This window comes from Methylocystis sp. Se48, from assembly GCF_056269425.1.
Genome location: NZ_CM149850.1, coordinates 1,873,478 through 1,892,497, shown reverse-complemented (window position 1 = coordinate 1,892,497; position 19,020 = coordinate 1,873,478). Strand labels below are relative to the sequence as shown.

Annotated in this window: 19 protein-coding genes; 9 read left to right on the top strand and 10 right to left on the bottom strand. The window is 64.5% G+C overall.

The features are described 5' to 3' along the window. Positions 1 to 52: 52 nt before the first annotated feature. Genes hfq through ACV959_RS09285 form a run of 3 tightly spaced genes read left to right on the top strand, consistent with a single transcriptional unit; the run spans position 53 to position 1,999 of the window. Positions 53 to 316 carry an RNA chaperone Hfq gene (hfq, locus tag ACV959_RS09295; protein ID WP_475736337.1) on the top strand — a complete coding sequence of 88 codons (264 nt, stop codon included), beginning with the start codon at positions 53 to 55 and terminating at the stop codon, positions 314 to 316. A 5-nt stretch (positions 317 to 321) separates the two neighbouring features. Then, positions 322 to 1,674 (top strand): GTPase HflX, encoded by a 1,353-nt coding sequence (gene hflX / locus ACV959_RS09290; RefSeq protein WP_475736336.1) that lies wholly within the window; start codon positions 322 to 324, stop codon positions 1,672 to 1,674. A 4-nt stretch (positions 1,675 to 1,678) separates the two neighbouring features. Further along, positions 1,679 to 1,999, top strand: a complete 321-nt coding sequence (locus ACV959_RS09285) for a DMT family transporter (protein WP_475736335.1) — start codon at positions 1,679 to 1,681, stop codon at positions 1,997 to 1,999. A gap of 25 nt (positions 2,000 to 2,024) precedes the next feature. Here the strand turns inward: ACV959_RS09285 and ACV959_RS09280 are convergent, their stop codons facing one another. The 5 genes from ACV959_RS09280 to ACV959_RS09260 form a co-directional block, all read right to left on the bottom strand. Next, a complete protein-coding gene (locus ACV959_RS09280) occupies positions 2,025 to 2,582 on the bottom strand; it encodes a cytochrome b (protein WP_475736334.1) in 558 nt (185 codons plus the stop codon). Positions 2,583 to 2,628: 46 nt separating this feature from the next. Next, positions 2,629 to 3,438, bottom strand: coding sequence for a nucleoside triphosphate pyrophosphohydrolase (gene mazG, locus ACV959_RS09275; protein WP_475736333.1), 810 nt, complete (start codon positions 3,436 to 3,438; stop codon positions 2,629 to 2,631). Between the two features lie 78 nt (positions 3,439 to 3,516). After that, on the bottom strand, positions 3,517 to 4,179 hold the full coding sequence (locus tag ACV959_RS09270) for a cold-shock protein (protein WP_475736332.1): 663 nt from the start codon (positions 4,177 to 4,179) through the stop codon (positions 3,517 to 3,519). Between the two features lie 623 nt (positions 4,180 to 4,802). Then, the gene (locus ACV959_RS09265) at positions 4,803 to 5,597 is read right to left on the bottom strand and encodes an MBL fold metallo-hydrolase (RefSeq protein ID WP_475736331.1); all 795 of its coding nucleotides are present in this window, start codon (positions 5,595 to 5,597) and stop codon (positions 4,803 to 4,805) included. Then, the gene (locus tag ACV959_RS09260; protein ID WP_475739626.1) at positions 5,594 to 6,385 is read right to left on the bottom strand and encodes a TatD family hydrolase; all 792 of its coding nucleotides are present in this window, start codon (positions 6,383 to 6,385) and stop codon (positions 5,594 to 5,596) included. Before ACV959_RS09260 ends, ACV959_RS09265 begins: the two co-directional genes overlap by 4 nt. Before the next feature lie 329 nt (positions 6,386 to 6,714). On the opposite strand from ACV959_RS09260, the gene ACV959_RS09255 reads away from it, so the two are divergent. Together ACV959_RS09255 and ACV959_RS09250 are read left to right on the top strand one after the other, a co-directional pair. Further along, on the top strand, positions 6,715 to 7,161 hold the full coding sequence (locus tag ACV959_RS09255; protein WP_475736330.1) for a Panacea domain-containing protein: 447 nt from the start codon (positions 6,715 to 6,717) through the stop codon (positions 7,159 to 7,161). Next, a complete protein-coding gene (locus ACV959_RS09250) occupies positions 7,158 to 7,865 on the top strand; it encodes a hypothetical protein (RefSeq protein WP_475736329.1) in 708 nt (235 codons plus the stop codon). The genes ACV959_RS09255 and ACV959_RS09250 overlap by 4 nt, the downstream gene beginning before the upstream one ends. Before the next feature lie 3 nt (positions 7,866 to 7,868). Here ACV959_RS09250 and metG read toward each other — a convergent pair whose 3' ends face one another. Next, positions 7,869 to 9,428, bottom strand: a complete 1,560-nt coding sequence (gene metG / locus ACV959_RS09245) for a methionine--tRNA ligase (protein WP_475736328.1) — start codon at positions 9,426 to 9,428, stop codon at positions 7,869 to 7,871. A 191-nt stretch (positions 9,429 to 9,619) separates the two neighbouring features. Beyond that, entirely contained in the window at positions 9,620 to 10,003 is a 384-nt protein-coding gene (locus ACV959_RS09240; protein ID WP_475736327.1) for a hypothetical protein, read from the bottom strand. A 145-nt stretch (positions 10,004 to 10,148) separates the two neighbouring features. Between ACV959_RS09240 and ACV959_RS09235 the strand changes: the two genes are divergently transcribed. Then, a complete protein-coding gene (locus ACV959_RS09235) occupies positions 10,149 to 10,388 on the top strand; it encodes a hypothetical protein (protein WP_475736326.1) in 240 nt (79 codons plus the stop codon). Here ACV959_RS09235 and ACV959_RS09230 read toward each other — a convergent pair. Then, positions 10,360 to 11,556: an MFS transporter gene (locus tag ACV959_RS09230; protein WP_475736325.1), complete on the bottom strand. Its 1,197-nt coding sequence runs from the start codon at positions 11,554 to 11,556 to the stop codon at positions 10,360 to 10,362. The genes ACV959_RS09235 and ACV959_RS09230 overlap by 29 nt on opposite strands. A 103-nt stretch (positions 11,557 to 11,659) precedes the next feature. Between ACV959_RS09230 and hemC the strand changes: the two genes are divergently transcribed. From hemC to ACV959_RS09215, 3 genes are read left to right on the top strand one after another with little or no spacing between them, the layout of a single operon-like run. After that, positions 11,660 to 12,586, top strand: a complete 927-nt coding sequence (gene hemC, locus ACV959_RS09225) for a hydroxymethylbilane synthase (RefSeq protein ID WP_475736324.1) — start codon at positions 11,660 to 11,662, stop codon at positions 12,584 to 12,586. Next, positions 12,583 to 13,296 carry a uroporphyrinogen-III synthase gene (locus ACV959_RS09220; protein WP_475736323.1) on the top strand — a complete coding sequence of 238 codons (714 nt, stop codon included), beginning with the start codon at positions 12,583 to 12,585 and terminating at the stop codon, positions 13,294 to 13,296. Before hemC ends, ACV959_RS09220 begins: the two co-directional genes overlap by 4 nt. Positions 13,297 to 13,353: 57 nt before the next feature. Further along, positions 13,354 to 14,487 (top strand): helix-turn-helix transcriptional regulator, encoded by a 1,134-nt coding sequence (locus ACV959_RS09215; RefSeq protein ID WP_475736322.1) that lies wholly within the window; start codon positions 13,354 to 13,356, stop codon positions 14,485 to 14,487. Positions 14,488 to 15,023: 536 nt separating this feature from the next. Here the strand turns inward: ACV959_RS09215 and cysG are convergent. Both cysG and ACV959_RS09205 read right to left on the bottom strand, forming a co-directional pair. Next, on the bottom strand, positions 15,024 to 16,433 hold the full coding sequence (cysG, locus tag ACV959_RS09210; protein WP_475736321.1) for a siroheme synthase CysG: 1,410 nt from the start codon (positions 16,431 to 16,433) through the stop codon (positions 15,024 to 15,026). A gap of 74 nt (positions 16,434 to 16,507) precedes the next feature. After that, positions 16,508 to 18,922, bottom strand: coding sequence for a TonB-dependent receptor (locus tag ACV959_RS09205; RefSeq protein ID WP_475736320.1), 2,415 nt, complete (start codon positions 18,920 to 18,922; stop codon positions 16,508 to 16,510). Between the last annotated feature and the right edge of the window lie 98 nt (positions 18,923 to 19,020).

Genomic DNA, 19,020 nt, shown 5'->3' with positions numbered 1-19,020 from the left:
GGGGGGCGGCGTTAAACCGCTCGGCTCAATCAAGAAAAGAACAGGATAGCCGATGTCGTCGGAGCGTTCGCAAAATCTGCAGGATACATTTCTGAATTTCGTCAGGAAAAACAAGGTTCCGCTCACTATCTTCCTCGTCAACGGCGTCAAGCTTCAGGGCATTGTCACCTGGTTCGACAACTTCTGCCTGTTGCTTCGCCGGGATGGCCACTCGCAACTCGTCTACAAACACGCCATATCGACCATCATGCCCGGGCATCCGATCCAGATGTTCGAGCCGGGAGATGACGAGAGTTCCGGGGAGAAGCAGCGGTAAATATTTTGACTGGCGATAAGGGGATAGACGTCGGCGCGCCGGCGGGTCGTCGCACGCGCGCCTTCGTCGTGGGGCCCTATCTGTCGCGCGGCGCCGCGGCGCTCTCACGCGACCCGCAGGCGCGTCTCGAGGAGGCCGTGGGCCTTGCGCAGGCTATTGATCTCGACATCGTCGGCGCGCTTTCCGTTACACTCGGCGAAGTGCGCCCGGCCACCTATCTTGGCAAGGGCAAGGTCGAGGAGATCGGCGAGCTGGTGAAGGCGCAGGAGGCGGGCCTCGTCAGCATGGACTGCCAGCTTTCGCCCGTGCAACAACGCAATCTCGAAAAGGCGTGGGGCGCCAAGGTCATCGACCGCACGGGCCTGATTCTGGAGATCTTCGGCCAGCGGGCGCGGACCAAGGAGGGCGCGCTGCAGGTGGAGCTGGCGCATCTTGCCTATCAGAAATCGCGGCTCGTGCGCTCCTGGACGCATCTCGAACGCCAGCGTGGCGGTTTCGGTTTTCTTGGCGGCCCCGGCGAAACGCAAATCGAAACGGACCGCCGGCTCATCGAGGAGCGGATGCGCCGGATCGAGCAGGACCTTGAGAAGGTGAAGCGCACCCGTGGGCTCCACCGCAAGACGCGCCGCGAGGTTCCTTACCCGGTCGTCGCCCTCGTCGGTTATACGAATGCTGGAAAGTCAACGCTTTTCAATCGATTGACGAAGGCGGAAGTGCTGGCGCAGGACATGCTCTTCGCCACGCTCGATCCGACGCTGCGCCAAATCCGGCTCCCGCATGGCGCGCGGGTTCTGCTGTCCGACACCGTGGGTTTCATCTCCGACCTGCCGACCATGCTGGTCTCGGCTTTCCGCGCCACGCTGGAGGAGGTCACGCTCGCAGACGTGATCCTGCATGTTCGCGACGTCTCGCACGAGGATTCCGAGGCGCAGGCGCGCGATGTCGAAGCGATTCTCGGCGAACTCGGGCTCAAGGGCGAAGCGGAGGACCGTATCATCGAGGTGTGGAACAAGATCGACGCGCTCGATCCAGAGCGGCTTGAGGCCATGCGTCTCGCCGCGAGGGGGTTCGATCCGCAGCGTCGACCAGCGCTGGTCTCGGCGCTGACGGGCGAGGGGCTCGACGACCTCCTCGCGCGGATTGAAACGCTGCTCGCGGCGAGCCGGACAACGCTGGAGCTGGATTTGGCGCCCGAGGACGGGCAAGGGCTCGCCTGGCTCCATGCCCATGCGGAAGTTCTGTCGCGCGAAACCCGCGAGGACGGCCGCTCGCGCCTCGTCGTGAGGGTCGCGCCGGAGCGCGTCGACGAAATCAAGCGGCGCTACGTCGTCGCCGCGCCGGCGGAGCGCGGCGACTGATCGGATGCACTGGCTCTATCTCGCCATCGCCATTCTGTCCGAGGTCGCGGGGTCGTCCACGCTGCCCGCGGCGCAAGGGTTTCGCAGGCCGCTGCCGTCCCTCGCAGTTCTCCTATGTTATTCCATGTCCTTTTATTGCCTCTCCCTGACGCTCGAAACGATCCCGCTCGGCGTGGCCTATGCGGTGTGGTCCGGCGCCGGTCTTGCGCTCGTCTCGCTTTCCGGCTGGGTCTTCTATCGGCAGACGCTCGGCCCCGTCGAGATTTTCGGCATTCTGCTCATCGGGGCCGGGGTCGCCGCGCTCAAGCTCGGCGGCGGCCGGTAATGGCCTCCGTCCTCGCGCGCGTCAGCTAGCTTCCGAAGAAAGCAGGCATCATGCGTTTCAGCGTCCGGTCCTGGAGAATGTAATGATGCGCGAGCGCGGCGGCCGCGTGGAGAAACGCCAGCAGGATCAGCGCATGCGCCAGCAATTCGTGGATTTCCTTGGAGTAATGTTTCAGTTCTCGGCTCCTCGGCCAGGGAGACGGGACGTCGTAGAGGCCGAAGAGCGACAGCGCCTCGCCACTGTGGAAGAGAGTCACGACGCCCACGACAGGAACGGCGAACAGCAGCCCATAGAGCGCGAGATGAACCAGTTTTGCGGCGGCGTCAGCCACAGGACCAAACGGCGACGGATCGTCCGGCGGGAGCGGGGAGACGAACCGCCAGACAAGGCGCAGAACGAGCAGGAGCGCGACGGCTTCTCCCAGCATGATGTGGATGAACTCGCCAAGTTGGCGGATCGATCCCTTGGGCAGTTCGTCGCCCAGGATGCCCAGCGTCCAGGCCGTGGCCACCAGCAGAACGCTCAGCCAGTGGAAGATCTGGGCGGCGGGACTGTAGCGAAATTCCGTGGCGTTGGCGTTCATGGCGGCCTCTCAAATACGGCTTGTTTAACGCTCGGCCCCGATGAAATTAAGGCGCCTGCTTTTCCAGCCGCTTCGCCTCGGCCCAAAGCGCCTCCATCTCGTCGAGCGTCGCCGCGTCGGCGGACGTTCCCATCTCGGCGAGCCGGCGCTCGATGTGCTTGAAGCGACGTTCGAATTTGGCGTTGGCGCCGCGCAGCGCCTGCTCGGGATCGACTCTGGCGTGGCGCGCGAGATTGGACACGACGAAGAGCAGATCGCCGATCTCCTCCTCGAGCGCCGGCGAGGCGACAACGCCCGGCGCGGCGAGTTCGGCGGCGACTTCGTCCGTTTCCTCGCGGATCTTGCCAATGACATGCGCCGCGTCGTCCCAGTCGAAGCCGACCTTGGCGGCCTTCTGTTGCAGCTTCACGGCGCGCGTGAGCGCCGGCAGCGCAAGGGGAACGCCGTCGAGAAGGCTTTCGGGGGCAGGGGCTCCATTTGCCAATTTCTCGGCCGCCTTGATCTCGCTCCACTGCGCCGTGACGACCTCGGCCGTGAGGGAGCCCCCGGCGCCGAAAACATGCGGATGGCGGCGAACGAGCTTGTCGCAGATGGCGTCCACGACGTCCGGAAAGGCGAAGGCGCCCTGCTCCTGCGCCATCCGCGCATGAAAGACGACCTGAAGCAGCAGGTCGCCCAGTTCGTCGCGGAGTTCGTCGAGGTCGCCGCGTTCGATCGCGTCCGCGACTTCGTAAGCCTCCTCAATCGTATAGGGCGCGATGGAGCGGAAATTCTGTTCGAGATCCCAGGGGCAGCCGGTCGCGGGCGTGCGCAGCGTCGCCATAATGTCGATCAGTCGCTTGATATCGCCAGACATATCAGGGGCGAGCCCTTCCTCAAAAAGAAAACGCCGCGGCCCCCTCGGGATCGCGGCGTTGAACCGAAGGCTGGGCGATCAGTCCAGCGAGATCGAGAGCGCCTCGCGGCCCTTGGCGGTGTCGACGACCTGCATCGTCACAGGCTGCCCTTCCATCAGGCGATTGACGCCGGACGGCGCCAGGATCGAGATGTGGACGAAGACGTCCTTACCGCCGTCGTTCGACTGGACGAAGCCAAAGCCCTTGGTCTCGTCGAACCATTTGACCTTGCCGGAGACAGGCACGGCCGTCGACGGATCCGGCGCCTGACGGCGGGGACGGGGACCGCCTTCGAACCCGCCGCTGCGCGGTGGCGGCGCCCGCTCGGCGGCCCCTGCCAGATCGACATCGACGATTCGGGAGACCTGCTGGCCCTTGATGGAGCTGGTCACCTGGACTTGCAGTTTGGCGCCCGGCGGCAATGAGTCATATCCCGCCGCCTGGACGGCTCCGATATGGAGGAAGGCGTCGCCCGTCCCGTTTCCGAGTTCGACGAAGCCGAAGCCCTTGTCCGGCTTGAACCACTTCACGATCGCATCGACCGTGGGGCCATCCATCATCGGCGGCGGGGGCGCGTCGAATCCGCCGCCTCCGAAGGGCGTCCTCGGGGGTCGACTCTGCCGAGGCGCATCATAGCCGTACGGCGCGTCGTCATCGAACCCGCGCTTGCGAGGCCCCCGGAAATCTCTACCTTTGCTCATGTCTACCTGCTCGTCTCCGCCAATAACGGCAAGACTTTTATGCCAAACGCGTCCGCCCAAACGGCTTCGTCCGGGCGCGCAACCTGCGCCCGCTCGGAAACGATGGGAGAGTGCCAGTTGGATGCCATATAGTCCCGCGCGGATTTTCTTTTACCAGATAGACGCGCCTTCTGGCCAGAATTTTTCGTGAGCTGATCGAAAAAACCCAAGAAATGCCGCGATCCAGCACGGCCAAAGGCGGCGGCGGCGCGCGCGTCCCATTGCTTTCGAAGGGGCTTCGACTTTTTCGGTGCGCGCAGTCAGCCGCCTGCGTACGCCGAGGATCACACATCCGCGCGCAGCATCGTCGCCGGTTATGACGCGTCCTGCCAAAACACGCGCGGCGATGAAGGCGGCGATGAAGAACGCGGATCGGCCGGCAAAACCGCGGGAGAATGGAAATCAAAGATTCGCATAATCTATATTATGGAACCAAACGATGAACCCCCAGTGAGGGAGGGCGAGAACGCGGCGGCGCGGGAATGCCGATCTCGCGACGCTAACACAGCGCAGCCGCCCGGGCGCCGATTTCTGGGAATATGGAAAATTCGCCGCTAATTGCGGCGGCGGGTCCGGCTGCGACCTCAGACCTCGACCTGCAGTCCGTCATAGGCCGGCGTCACATTGGCTGGCAGAGACGCGGCGAGGGCGTCGTAGTCCAGATCCACATGCAGGTCCGTCAGAATGGCCTTGCGCGGCCGATAATGGTCGATAAAGGACAGCGCCTGCTCGACGGAGAGATGCGTGCCGTGCCGCTGCCAGCGCAGCGCGTCGATGATCCAGAGATCGAGCCCTTCGAGAAACCGCGCGCTTTCCGGCGGTATGGCGTGGAGATCGGGCGTATAGGCGACGTTCTCGAAACGGAAACCGAGCGCGTCCATATCGCCGTGGTCCAGCCGGAACGGCGTCGCCTCGATCGGCCCGCCGGGTCCGTCGATCGCCACCGGATGGCCGGGGCGCAACCTGTGCTCCGTCATCAGCGGCGGGTAATAACTGCCGGGGGGCGTGACGAAAATGTAGCCGAACTTGTGGGTGAGCTCACGCGAGGTGGGCTCGTCCATGTAAGCCGGAATCCGGCGGCCGTTCATGATCACCAGGCCGCGAACGTCATCGACGCCATGCGTGTGGTCGGCGTGCGGATGGGTGTAGAGCACGGCGTCAAGGCGCCGCACGTCGGCGGCGATGAGTTGCTCGCGCAGGTCCGGGCCGGTGTCGACGAGGATTTGGGTCGCGGCGTCCGGCGCGCCGCGAGACACCAGTATCGAACAGCGGCGACGGCGGTTTTTCGGATTGTCGGGATTGCATTTCCCCCAGCCCTGCCCGACGCGCGGCACGCCGCCCGATGAGCCGCAGCCGAGGATGGTGACGGTCAACGTCACGCCGCAGCCTCCAGCGGAGGCATTTTCGAAAAAAGGCGCAGGGCGTTGTCGGTCGTGACGCGGGCGAATTCGGCCTCCGTGACGCCTTTGAGTTCGGCGAGGAGGCGCGCCGTGTCGGCCACATAGGCCGGCTCGTTTCGCTTGCCCCGGTGCGGCACGGGCGCGAGGAACGGCGCATCCGTCTCGACCAGCATCCGGTCCAGCGGCACCGCCCTGGCGGTCTCCCGAAGCTCGGCGGAATTCTTGAACGTCACAACGCCGGAGAAGGAAATGTAGAGGCCAAGCGCCATGGCGGTTTCCGCCAGCGCGCGGCCCGAGGTGAAGCAATGGAGCAGGGCCGGGAAGGCGCCCTTCCCCATTTCTTCGCGCAGGATCGCTGCGCAATCTTCGTCCGCGTCGCGCGTGTGGATGACGAGCGGCAGCCCCGTCTCGCGGGCGGCCGCAATATGGGTGCGGAACACGCGCTGCGCCACGTCGCGCGGCGCGTGGTCGTAGTGGTAGTCGAGCCCAGCCTCGCCGAGTCCGACGCATTTGGGATGCTGCGAGAGCGTCACCAGTTGCTCGACGGTCGGCTCCGCCTCTTCGTGCGAGTGATGCGGATGGGTGCCTACGGTGCAGAAGACGTCCGGATAGGCTTCGGCGACCGCCTTGACGCGGTCGAAGCGCGAGAGATGCGTCGAAATCGTGATCATCCGCCCGACGCCGCGGGCTTTGGCGCGCGCGACGATATCCGCCTGTTCCGGCGTGAAATCGGGGAAGTCGAGATGGCAGTGGGTGTCGATGAGCATGTCGTTTTTCAGAGTTCCGTCTAGCGAATGACGTAGCCGCTCCACGCGCCGCGCGCGCAGACGGGGCTGTTGGCGGACCACTCGCCCGCCCCTTTTTTCGAGCCCCATCTTGCCGCGCACCGTGGCGGTGAATCCATACGCCTTCAAGACGAAAGAAACGGCGCCGTCCGGCGTGACGCCGCAATGGCAGCATGTTGGGGACGGGCGGAGTTTGGGCCTTGCGCTGCGTTCCCATTACGTTCTAGCATTAAATGATGATCCACGACGCGCGAGCGGCAGCAAACTTTTTCATCGATCGAGCCACGCGGCACTCGATGGAACTAACCGTCATGACACTGCTAAAGGTGTTGTATTTCGCTCATGCTTGGCATCTAGCAAAGTATCAGCGGCCTTTAATCGCACAGCCGTTTGAAGCTTGGAAGCATGGACCGGTGAATCGGGTTGTGTACGAGCAACTAAAAGGACTAGGCGCGCGGCCAATTTCAGAAAAACTCACTTCATTTAATATCGAAACTTGTATTTTCGAGGAAACACCCTATCACTTTGACGATGAAACGGAGAAATTTCTTGCAAACATTTTCGATTACTATTCGAGATTTCACGCCTTTACACTTTCAGATTTGACGCATGAAGAAGGTTCGCCATGGCATACTATATGGAGTGAGGCAGAAAAGCGCGCGGTACCTGGGATGGTAATCCCCAATGAACTAATAATGAAATGGTTTGGGGAGGAGGCAAAGCGACGAAGCGAGAAACAAAAGAAAGGTTATGCATGACTAATCTACCGGTACCCCCTGTGCCAGAATTGGCTCGGGCCGAAGGCTCAACCCGAAAAGAGATGATCTCGTATTGGCTCGGCTATTACGATGCTGACAGCACCCCTTGGAATTACCTCTCAAGCACACGTGCCGTTAAGCAAGGATACAAGGGGTTACATAGACTGAGTGCGCTGACGGCGTCTTGCGTTCGGGAGAAAACAAAACAAGGCCGTATTTCAAATGAAGAAGTTGTAAGGCTTGCGGCACCTGTGGCCTTCGGGCGCTCCACCCAGGTATTCGACCTTCCTCGTCGCCAATTCGCCTTCGGGCGCGATCTCCATTCAGGCTATCGAGTGCCCTTCTTTTTCGTTGAGGATGGCACTGTGAAGCTTTTCTATTTGCAGCCGCGAAAAGGTTTTGCGCTCAACCGAGAGCAAATCGCGATGGTAGCCACCATCCATAAGACTTTTCTACTTGACACTGAATTCTACGGCACGAAGTCGGATGTCGAGTATGTAGATGTAAGCGCTGACCCACTTACTGGCACGCGCGTGGTAAAGCGATTTTCGCTCGAGTCGCTTGAACTCTGGTCCCCTTCCCGGCTTCAAGACAGGCTTACCTTGATCGCAGAAAGCCTAGATTTCGTGCGAAATAGCGGTCTGGTTCGACCGAAGAGGCGAACGATTCGAAGGCCGGAGCTGGACCTGCCGCTTTTCGATTGAGGGCTAACCGGCCCCCTCCTCCTCCACATATCTCGGAAACACCGGCGCCGGCGGCGGCAGCGGGGCGCCTTCCTGCAGGGCGTTGGCCTCCCCCGCATGGGCGAAGTCGCGTTCGTCCGGGCCGACGTCCAGCAGGTCGAGGAGCTTGCCGGCCGCCTCGGGGATGAAGGGCTGCAAGGGGATTGCGAGGCGGCGCAGCGTCTCGGCGGTCACGTAGAGGATCGTCTCCATGCGCGCCGGATCGGTCTTCTTTTTCGCCCAGGGCTCCTCCCCCGCGAAATAGCGGTTGGCCTCGGCCACGACGCGAAAAATCTCGGCAAGCGCATGGTGGGGCTGGTAGGCGTCCATCGCCGCCCGCGCCTTCGCCAGCACGCCCGCCGCCTGGGCGAGAATCTCCCGATCCGCGTCCGTGAACGCGCCCTTTTTCGGCACGGCGCCCGCGCAATTCTTGGCGATCATCGACAAGGAGCGCTGCGCCAGATTTCCGAGATCGTTGGCGAGATCGGCGTTGATCCGCATTACGATGGCTTCATGCGAATAATTGCCGTCCTGACCGAAGGGAATTTCGCGCAGAAAGAAGTAGCGCAGCTGGTCGACGCCATAGCGGTCGATCAAATCCTGCGGGCTCACGACATTGCCGAGCGATTTCGACATCTTCTCGCCACGGGAGAACAGAAAGCCGTGTACGACGATCCGCTTAGGGAGCGGCGCGCCCGCCGACATCAGGAAGGCCGGCCAGTAGATGGCGTGGAAGCGGGTGATGTCCTTGCCGATGACATGGGCGTCGGCAGGCCAGTAGCGCGCCTTGTCTCCGCCAGTGAGCCAGCCTGTCGCCGTGATGTAATTGGTCAGCGCGTCGACCCAGACATACATCACATGATTGGCTGTCGTCTGCGGGCTCGGCGGGATCGGAATTCCCCAGTCAAAAGTGGTGCGCGAAACGGAGAGATCCGAGAGGCCGCGCTTCACGAAGGCGACGATCTCGTTCCTGTAATGCTCGGGCGTGATGAAATCCGGGTTGGCCTCGTAATGGGCCAGCAGCCGGTCCGCATAGGCCGAGAGGCGGAAGAACCAGCTCTCTTCCTCCACCCATTCGACCGGCGTCCCAGTGGGCGCGTATTTCTTGCCGTCCCGCTCCGCGAGTTCGCTCTCGTCGTAATAGGCCTCGTCGCGGACCGAATACCAGCCGGCGTATTTCGAGAGATAAATGTCGCCATTCGCCTCCATGCGCCGCCAGATTTCGAGCACGGTCTCCTTGTGACGCGCCGAGGTGGTGCGCACGATGTCGTCGGCGCGGGCGTTCAGCGCCTCACCCATGCGGGCGAACTGCGCGGCGGTGCGGTCAGCGAGCCCTTGCGGCGTCAGCCCCTCCTTTTCGGCCGTCCGCTGCATCTTCTGGCCGTGTTCGTCCATGCCTGTGATGAACAGAACGTCATAGCCATCCAGCCGTTTGAAGCGCGCGAAGGCGTCCGTCGCAATGCGCTCGTAGGCGTGGCCGATGTGGGGCGCGCCATTGGCGTAAGGAATGGCGGTGGAGATCATATAGGTGGGGCGGTCGCTCATGACGTTGGTCTAGCGTCCTTTCGCGGCGCGGGAAAGTCTGGCGCCCGCCAAGTTGCGCGGGGGATGCGCCCATTCGACGGTCGCGGTTCGTTTGTGAGACGTGAGCGGCGAAAAGCGACAAGCGCGCCGAGTCAGCCGAGGGTGCAGGACGCCCTGCCCTTCAGCGTGATCGTCTTCGCCTCCGGAGCCCCCTACATCGGCATGAAGCGGACCGTCAGTTCATAGCCGCCGCGATAGGTTTCGCCGGTTCCTTTCGCCTCGATCACGAGCTCGAAGCTCCCGAAAGCCCCCTTCTCCCGTTCCTTGTAAGCGTGAAGCCGGATATCCCTTCCGCGCACCCAGCTATGCGGCAGATTTTCGCCCGAGAGCGTCACTTTCCGGAAATCCTCGGGAACTCCCGCGGCGCGAGGCTCGAAGGCGCCTTCCATCTGCATGAGGCCGGGAAGCGTTCCCATGATCGCGCCGATGCGGCCGACGACGGATTTGTCGGCGATCTCGCAGTCGAGATTGGCGGTCCCGCGCGCCGGCGGCGCGGCGGCGAGACAAAAAAGGATCGCAAGATGCAGGCGCCGCATTCGTTCATCTCCCTGAAACATGCGCGAGGATAAAGGCTCGGGTCGAGCCGGGGAAGGCGGCGGCGCGAGCGGTTCCCATTCGCGAATCGCGACTCCCCTTTCCGGCCGGCGCGCGTTATCCTTTCGCGATCGCGGGAGCGTCAGTATGAGCGTATCGAAAGCGCCGAGAGACATCGCGCGCAGGCTCGCCGGCAAGAGCCGCGCCGGCGCCGACGGCTGGCGGCGCGAGACCTTCACGCTGCCGCGCCTCGACGCCCGCGCGAAGGCGCGCGAATGGTTCGACCGCTATCCCAAAGCGGCCTACATGACCGAGATCGAGTTCTGGCGCGAACTCGACGACGGCCGCATCGAATTCGTCATGCGCCGCCTGCCGAGCGCGGACTAGCCCGCAACAGGGCCGCGAGAACGCCGAACGCGAGCGCGCCCCATCCCCATGCGAAAGTTCCCGTCGCGTCGCGCAGTGCGCCGAAGGCCGGCGGCGCGAGCGCCACGAAGATCTGATTGATCGCCATGGCGAGGCCGATCATGAAGCCGACTGCGCCCTTCGGCGCGGCTTCGCTCACGAGCGCGATCCAGGGTCCGTACCAGCCGAAACCGAAAAATCCGAGCCAGCCCGCGACGAGCGCGACGGCCCAAAGCGGCGCGCCGGGCGCGGCGACATAGGCCGCGATCCCCGCCACGATCGCCGTCATGCTGACGGCGAGCGGAAAATAGCGGCCCCGCGCGCTTCGGTCGCTCCAGGCGGCGAGCAGGATGCGCGCCAGCGCGCCGGCGACTTGCGCGGCGAAGAGAATCTTCACGCCGGTTTCGGGCGGCGCGCCGAATCGGTCGCGCAGATCGAGCGGCAGATAGACGGTGATGCAGAACTGCACGCTCACGAGCGTCACGCCCGGCCAGACGATGCGCGGCAGGCGCGGCGCGATCTCCTTCAGTCTATCCCGCCACAGTCCCCGCGCGCGCTTGCGTTCCGGCAAAGCGTCGGGCGGCGCCCGGTAGGCGAAGGCGAAGAGAAGCCCGCTCAAAAGCGCCGCCGAGGCGCCGAGATCGAAGGCCGCGCGCCAGCCGTCGCGCGCCGCGACGACGGGCAGGATCAGCGCCGCGAGCGCCGCGCCGAGCGGCAGGCCCGCCTGCCGCACGCCCATCGCGAAGCCGCGCGCATCCGACGAAAACCAAGCCGCCACCACCTTCCCGCCGCCCGGCTGCACCGTGCAATAGCCGACGCTGGCGACGACAAGCCAGAACAGGACGCCGCCGTAGCCTTCCGCTCGCGCCGCCGCAAAGAGCGCGGCCGCGACCATCGCCGCGCCGGTCCCGACGATCAGCCGCTCGCTGAAACGGTCGAGCAGCGCCCCGGCGATGAGGAGGCCCACGATGGGCGTCGTCTGCGCGGCGGTCATGGCAAGGCCCACCTGCGCCGCGTCCAGCGCAAACGCCGCCTGCAACGCCGGCCCCAGCGCGCCGAGGCCCTGCACGAGAAAACAGCCGCCGACCTGAGCCAGCGTCGCGAGCGCCAGCACGGCCCAGCGGTAGGGGGATAGGGTTTTACCGTCCAAAAAACCGCCCTCGCGGCGCCCGGGCAAGCAAGGACGAGTCCGCCGGCTTGCCCTTCCCGTCTCCGCCCTTATAGTCCGACCGCCTCTTACGCTGGAACGGTTCATGACGGTCAAAAGCCTTCGCATCGGCACACGCGGCAGTCCGCTCGCGCTCGCGCAGACCCATATGGTTCGCGCCCTACTCGCAAAAGCCCATGGCATCGGCGAGGACCATTTCGCGGTCGAGATCATCAAGACGACCGGCGACCAGATTCAGGATCGCCCGCTTTCCGAATCCGGCGGCAAGGGGCTTTTCACGAAGGAGCTCGACTCGGCCCTCGTCGCCGGCGGGATCGACCTTGCGGTCCATTCCTCAAAAGACTTGCCGACGCATCTTCCCGCCGAAATCGTCATCGCCGGCTATCTGCCGCGGGAGGACGTGCGCGACGCTTGGATCGGTCGGGGCGGCGCGACGATCGACTCCCTGCCCCCGGGCGCCGTGGTCGGCACGGCCTCGTTGCGCCGCGCCGCTCAGGTCAAACGCAAACGCCCGGACCTGAAGACGACGCTGCTGCGCGGCAATGTCCACACGCGGCTGAGCAAGGTCGAAAGCGGAGAGATCGACGCCACGCTGCTTGCGCTGGCGGGCCTCAAGCGCCTCGGCCTCGCCGACCGCGCCACGGCGCTTCTGCCGCTCGAGGATTTCCCGCCCGCCGTCGGACAGGGCGCGATCGGGATCACCGCGCGCGCGGACGATCCACAAACGCGGGAGGCGCTCACGCCCCTCCTCGACGAAGCGACGGGCCTCGCGCTCGCCGCCGAGCGCGCCTTCCTGTCGGCGCTCGACGGTTCCTGCCGGACGCCCATCGCGGGCCATGCGGCCGTCGCCGGCGGCGACCTGTCCTTCTACGGCGAGGTGCTGAAAGCCGACGGCAGCGAGATGTGGAGCGCGCGCCGCAAGGGCCGCGCCATCGACGCGGCGATGATCGGCGCGGACGCCGGAAACGAAATCGCGCTGAAGCTTCCTCATGGCGTCGCGGGGCTGATGTGACGCGCGTCCTCGTGCTGCGCGCACCAGAGGACGCGGCGCGAACGGCCGGGAAATTGCGGGCCATGGGCTTTGCGCCCGTGCTCTCTCCCGTTTTGGACATCGCCGCCACTGGCGCGTCGATTCCCGCCGGAGACTACGACGCCGTTCTGGCGTCGAGCGCCAAGGGAATTGAATGCGCCGGGGCCGAGGCGGAAGCTTTCAGGGCCCTGTCTCTCCACGCCGTCGGCGCCAAGACCGCGAAGGTCGCCGAGGCGCGCGGATGGCGCCCGGACATCGTCGCCGGAAATGCGGAGGCGATCCTGCCGCTCTTGCTCGCCCGCTATCCCGAGCCGGCGCATTTCCTCTATCTAGCGGGCAGGGACCGTCAGGCCGCGCTCGAGGCGGGACTCCGTGCGGCCAGGCATGCGATCACGGCGGTTGACGTTTACGCGGCGCAAGCGGCCGGCACGCTCTCCGAGGACGCGCGGGCGGCGCTGGCCGCTGGCGAGATCGACGTCGCCCTGCATTATTCCCGCCGCAGCGTGGAAATTTTTCTCGCGCTGGCGAAAGCCGCCGGACTGGCGCCGCGGCTCACGACCATCGCGCATGTCGCGCTTTCCCAAGAGGTCGCGGCGCCGCTGGAGGCGCTGGGGCTCGACGTCGTGAAGGCTGAGAAACCGGACGAGGAGCATTTGCTGAAAGCCGCGGCGAGAATCGCTCTTCTTGAATAGGAGTTCGTCGCGCTAACCTCTATTTGCCGGCTTCGTTTTCATTGAAGATTTCCGATCATGGACAAGCGTTTCAGCCACGCCGTCGAGGCCATTTACTCTGCAGCCGCCGATCCCTCGCTTTGGCCCGTTGCGCTGCAGTCGATCGCCGGCGTCTTCGGCGATGTGGGCGCGGTGCTCATTTGGCGGCGCGAGGGCGAGGGCTTCGGCACGATCGTCTCGCCGTCCCTCCAGCATGGGCAGGAAGCCTTCGAAAAGCACTGGTGGCGCCTGGACATCCGCACCATCCGCGGCGCCGAGGCGCTTTACGCCGGCGAGAAGGACGTGCTGTGCGACGCGGACGTCGCCACGCCGGAGGAGATCGAGACGCACCCGATCTACACGCAATTCCTGCCCAGTCTCGGCATTGGCTGGTTCGGCGCGGCGAGCGTGGCGCCCGAACCAAAGGTCAGTCTCATGATCAGCGTGCAGCGGGCGAAGGCGAAGCCTCCGTTCACGCGCGAGGAGTTGGATGTCGTTCACGCTCTCGCTCGCCATGTGGAAAAAGCCTTCCGGCTGTCGCTGCGCCTGTTTGAAGCGGAACGGCTCAGTATCCGTCTCAGCGAGGCGCTGGAACGCCTCGACATCGGCGTGGTCGCCGTCGACGAAGCCGGACAGGCGGTCTTTTCCAACGAGCCGGCGCGCAAGGCGCTTCTCCTGCGCGGCGCCGACGATGAGCTGCGGCTCGCCTCGCCTCAGGCGCGAGAGGCGATCCGACGCGCTCTCGCGGCAGGCGGCCCGGCGACCGATGCGAACGCGGCGCTCAAGCCTTTCGCAATTCCGAGGCCCGCGCCGTTTCCGCCGCTCATCGCCTATTGCTTCCCGGCCATGAGCGGCCCGGTCGCCGCTGACACGCTTCTGACCCGCGCGCGGGCGATAATTCTCCTTTTCGAGCCGAACGCGGATGAGCCGGCGGACCCCGCCCTGCTGCGGGATTTTCTCGGCCTCACGCTTGGGGAAGCCCGCGTAGCGGCGCTTGTCGGCTTCGGCGTCGCGCCGAAGGCGGCGGCGGAGCGGCTGGGCATTGCGGAGAGCACGGCGCGCACGGTTCTGAAACGGGTCTTCGCCAAGACGGGAATTTCCCGCCAGAGCGAACTCGTTGCGCTGCTGAGCCGCGTGGCGGTCCTTGCGGCGGCCGACAAGCCCGAGGAATGACGCGCATACCCCAAATGGGGGATGAAGACGAAGGCTCAGGAGGCTAGCTTGCCAAACCGGAAATTTTCTGCCGGAAGCGCCGGGCGGTTACGCCCGCGTCATGTGGGACGCTCCCGAAATTAGGGCGGGAGCGCGTGTCGGGCGGCCAAGCCTGTAAGCCGCTCACACGCCAGAGGCTGCAGCCGAGCTCACGAAGAGCCGCGCCGAGCAATCGGCGCGGTTTTTTGCGTCGCCCCAAACGGGCGGCACAATAATTATGAGATACGTAATTCGTAAATTATTGAATTTAAATATATTTTTATTTTCCTGGCGATCTTTGGCAGGCAATATATTTATTAAATACGTAATTCATATTTTTTGTTTGTATGCCTTACGTAAGACGTGCTCAACGTCGCCTCGTTCGGCGCGGGACTCCGCACGGATCGACGCGATTTTCGTCCGCCCGGCGTAAGGCGGCGCCCCATCCAGGGCAAACGCCCTTCGAAGTTGTGACGGCAGGTCGTATTAATGAGCGTTATAACCGCTCGCTCCCGCGCTCAGCTTTCGACCAGCGCCCAGCCGATCAGCACCATCACCGGTCCGGCAATCTTTGCGCCGGAAGCCTTTTCAGGCAGATCCGCAATCGTGCCGCGGATGATCCGCTCCTCGGGCGTGGAGGCGCGTTCGATCAGAAACGCCGGCGTGTCATGCGCGATGCCTTCCTGCAGCAGACGCCGCGAGAGCGCCGGCAGCGTGCGGTTCCCCATATAGACCGCGGTCGTCGCGCGCCGGTCGGAGAGCGCGCCCCAGTCGAAATCTTCGGGGAAATCCCCGTCTTTCGTATGCGCGGTGATGAACTGCACGCGCCGAGCGGTCTCACGGCTCGTGAGCGACGCGCCGAGCGCGGCGGCGCCCGCGCAGGCAGCCGTGACGCCGGGAACGATCTCGATCTCGAAACCCGCCTGACGGAGCGCGGAGATTTCCTCGTTGGCGCGGCCGAAGATGAGCGGATCGCCGCCCTTGAGCCGGACCACGTTTTTGCCCGCCCGCGCCAGTTCGACGAGAAGCGCGGTGATTTCCTCCTGCCGGACCGAAGGCGCATAGCCGCGCTTGCCGACATTGATGCGCGTCGCCTCGCGGCGCGCGAAGTCCAGTATGCTCGCCGGCACGAGATCGTCGAACAGGACGACGTCCGCCCCGGCAAGCGCGCGCATCCCCTTGAGCGTGAGCAGTTCCGGATCGCCCGGTCCCGCGCCGACGAGCGTCACGCGGCCGCGCGCGGCGGCGTCGCTCGCCTCGCGCGCTTCTTTCAGAAGCGCCGCGCGATCCTGCTCCGAGGGCGCGCGTTCGATGTCGCGAAAGGCCAGCCGCGTGAAGCGCCGCCAGAAGTCGCGCCGGGCCAGGAAGTCGAGCCCCGACGCCAGAATCTGCGGGCGCCAGTCCTGCGCCGCCTTCGCCCAGGCGGCGAAGGTCGCCGGCACCAGCGACTCGATGCGCCCCCGCACCGCCTGCGCAAACACCGGCGAAGCTCCCCCCGTTGAAACCCCGATGACGAGCGGGGAACGGTTGACAATCGCGCCCATGATGAAGTCGCTCATCGCCGGCCGATCGGCGAGATTGAGCGCGACGCCCGCCGCATCCGCCGCCCTGCGGGCCGCCTCCGCCTCGCCGTCGTCGAAGGTGGCCCCGAAGGCCAGCGCCGCCCCCTCGAAGTCCGCCGGCGTCACGGCCCGCTCATGGAGCGCGACATTCTCGCGGGCGGCGACGATCTCGCGCAGCCTGTCACAGGGGTCGCGGCCGAAAACGTCGACCCAGGCGCCCGTCGCGGCGGCGAGATCGACTTTCCAGGCCGCCCCCTCCCCGTCGCCGACGACGACCACCCGCTTGCCCGCAAGCGGAAAGAACACCGGCAGCGTCTCTAGGGGCTGCATCAGATCGGAAGAAATTTCGTCGGGTTTGCGCGTCACGGTCGAGCCTGTCCTGGATCGGATGACGCATATCCTATCCCGCGGCGCCGAAAAAGCGCCGGGGGAGAGTCGTCTCAGAACTTCGCGTTGATCGTCACATAGGCGGATGTCGGCGCGCCGGGCATGATATTGTTGTTGTTGTGCGCCGAGGCGTAATATTTCGCGCCCAGGATATTCTCGATATTGACTTGGCCGGACCAGTTCTCGTTGAGCTTGAGATAGACGGCGCCGTCGACGCGGGCGTATCCCGGCACGATCACCGTATTGTCGAGCGCAGCGTAGAACTTGGCGTTATAGACGACGCCCGCGCCGAGACCCAGGAAGTCCGGCCCGAAGCCGATGAGCGACGAGACGTCGTATTTGTTCCAGAATGAGAAGGTATTCTGCGGCACGGAGGGCACGACCTTGCCCTTCTCCGAAAAGAGAACCGCGCCGCCAGCGATCGCCGGCACGCGGTCGGAACTCGTGACATAGGCGTGCTGATTGCCGTAGCCCAGCGACACCTGCCACTCCTTCGTCACATAGCCGACGAGGCCGAGTTCCCCGCCCACCGTGCGCGTGTCGGTCAGCACATTGTAGAAGGCGTTGACCGCGATGGCCTGATTGGTGCGGCGCAAATCATAGAGCGCGCCGGTGAAGAGCAGCGTCGGGGTGATCTCCGCCTTGAAGCCCGCCTCGAAGTTCTCGAATCCCTGCGGCTGGAGATTGGAGGCGGAAATCGTCAGCGTATTGAACTGATCGCCCGCGGGCGGAAGGAAGGAGCGCGAATAGGCGCCATAGAGCGACAACTGCTCGAACGGCTTCACCACGAGGCCGAAGCGCGGCGACCAGCGGTTGGTATTGCTGATCAGCGTCTGGCCCCAGTAGTTGTCGAGGGTCGGCGTCGGATTGGGGAGATTGTTGACGAACTTCAGATTGAAGCTGTCGAACCGCACGCCGGCGATGACGTCGACATATTTCGTGACGCTGATCTGATCCTGTACATAGCCGGCCGCGAGGTCGAGGTCGGTGTGGCGACGGAAATTCGGGTTGTTGTAGACGACCGGCCAGTAGACCGTCGGCAGTCCGATGAAGGTGTTGAAATTCGACGATCCCGTGAAGAAGTTGCCCCAGCGCGCATTGTTGCGGTTGCCGTCGGATTTCTGGTTGCCGAATTCCATGCCGGCCAGAAGCGTATGCTTGATGTCCGGCGTCATGTGCAGCGTATAGGTCAGATCCGTCTGGTTGAAGATGTTCTGACGCGGCGTCTCATTGTCGTAGCCGGAGAGTTGAACGCACGGCGCCGGAACCGCGCCGCAGCCCGTAAAGGCGACGGCCCCGTTGGCGAAGGTGTTCGCGTAATATTTTGCATAATTCGCGAAGACCGTCTGGTTCTTGATGTTGAGGCCGAAATCAGTCGTGTGGTCAATCGCCAGCACGGCGCGGTCGACGTCCACCTTCGAATAATTATTGTCGGGATTGCCGAAAAACGTCCAGTTGTCGACCGGCGCTGGATAGCCCGGGAAATAATTGCCGAGACCGAGCCCGCGCGCCGCGAGCGCGAGCGGCGACTGATCGAAGCTCACGGAGGGAACGCCGCGGTCTAGGAAGCGGCGGTCGAAGTAATGCTCATAGCTGAGCGTGACGAAGGTTTTCTCGAACGGCTTCCACGTGAAGGTCGGGTTGATCCCGTAGCGTTCGAGATTGAAGAAATTGCGATAGCTGTAGGACTGTTCGTATAGCCCGTTGACGCGGAAGGCCAGCGAATCCGCGATCGCCTGCCCGACGTCGACGGAAACGCGCTTGCGGCCGAAGCTGCCGGCGCTCACCTGCATACTGCGCAGAGTCTCGCCATCGGCTTTCTTCGTGACGCGATTGACCACGCCGCCGCCGCCGCCGCGCCCGAAAATCAGCGCGCTCGGCCCTTTCAGCACCTCGACCGCCTCGATGTTGTAGAGATCACGGTAATATTCGGCGTCGTCGCGCACGCCGTCGGTATAGAAATCCGCCGTCGTCGGTTGGCCGCGTATGGTGAGCTGGTCGCGCTGGCCCTCGCCCTGCGCCACCGTCACGCCCGGCACATATTGCAGCGCCTGATTCAACGTCAGGCTGTTGCGATCCTCGAGCTGCTGCTTGGTGAGGATCGTGACGGACTGCGGGATGTCCATGATCTTGGTGTTGGTCTTGGTCGCCGTCGAGGTGCCGCCCGCGAAATAACCATGGACATCGGTCGGACCGCGCCAGATGTGCTCGCCCTGGGGAACGAAGGGCGCGCGCTGCGGCGCGCTGACCACCGGCGTGCGGTCGGCGACGGCGGGCGCGGCCGGATTCGCCTGCGCCGCCCGCGGGGTTGGCGCGCGGGTCGCCGTGCGCCGCGCGCCGCCGACGTCGATCGTCGGCAAGGACTGCTGCGCAAACGCCGCCCGTTCCGTCAGCGCTAGGGCGGCCGACAGCGCGCACAGGCTTACGAGCGATCGCTCGACTTTTTTCACGACGGGGGGAAAACGCATCGCGGAGGGCTCCTCTCGAACATCAGACGCCCGATTTCAGTCAGAACCGGGCCGCTTCATGCTTTTGAGTATTCCCGCGTAATCTGAACGGTCAACGG

Excerpts from the sequence above, each read along its gene's own strand:
- hfq (WP_475736337.1), top strand. The coding sequence starts at position 53 with ATGTCGTCGGAGCGTTCGCAAAATCTGCAGGATACATTTCTGAATTTC.
- ACV959_RS09285 (WP_475736335.1), top strand. The coding sequence starts at position 1,679 with ATGCACTGGCTCTATCTCGCCATCGCCATTCTGTCCGAGGTCGCGGGG.
- ACV959_RS09280 (WP_475736334.1), bottom strand. The coding sequence starts at position 2,582 with ATGAACGCCAACGCCACGGAATTTCGCTACAGTCCCGCCGCCCAGATC.
- mazG (WP_475736333.1), bottom strand. The coding sequence starts at position 3,438 with ATGTCTGGCGATATCAAGCGACTGATCGACATTATGGCGACGCTGCGC.
- ACV959_RS09270 (WP_475736332.1), bottom strand. The coding sequence starts at position 4,179 with ATGAGCAAAGGTAGAGATTTCCGGGGGCCTCGCAAGCGCGGGTTCGAT.
- ACV959_RS09260 (WP_475739626.1), bottom strand. The coding sequence starts at position 6,385 with ATGCTCATCGACACCCACTGCCATCTCGACTTCCCCGATTTCACGCCG.
- ACV959_RS09255 (WP_475736330.1), top strand. The coding sequence starts at position 6,715 with ATGACACTGCTAAAGGTGTTGTATTTCGCTCATGCTTGGCATCTAGCA.
- ACV959_RS09250 (WP_475736329.1), top strand. The coding sequence starts at position 7,158 with ATGACTAATCTACCGGTACCCCCTGTGCCAGAATTGGCTCGGGCCGAA.
- metG (WP_475736328.1), bottom strand. The coding sequence starts at position 9,428 with ATGAGCGACCGCCCCACCTATATGATCTCCACCGCCATTCCTTACGCC.
- ACV959_RS09240 (WP_475736327.1), bottom strand. The coding sequence starts at position 10,003 with ATGCGGCGCCTGCATCTTGCGATCCTTTTTTGTCTCGCCGCCGCGCCG.
- ACV959_RS09235 (WP_475736326.1), top strand. The coding sequence starts at position 10,149 with ATGAGCGTATCGAAAGCGCCGAGAGACATCGCGCGCAGGCTCGCCGGC.
- hemC (WP_475736324.1), top strand. The coding sequence starts at position 11,660 with ATGACGGTCAAAAGCCTTCGCATCGGCACACGCGGCAGTCCGCTCGCG.
- ACV959_RS09215 (WP_475736322.1), top strand. The coding sequence starts at position 13,354 with ATGGACAAGCGTTTCAGCCACGCCGTCGAGGCCATTTACTCTGCAGCC.
- ACV959_RS09205 (WP_475736320.1), bottom strand. The coding sequence starts at position 18,922 with ATGCGTTTTCCCCCCGTCGTGAAAAAAGTCGAGCGATCGCTCGTAAGC.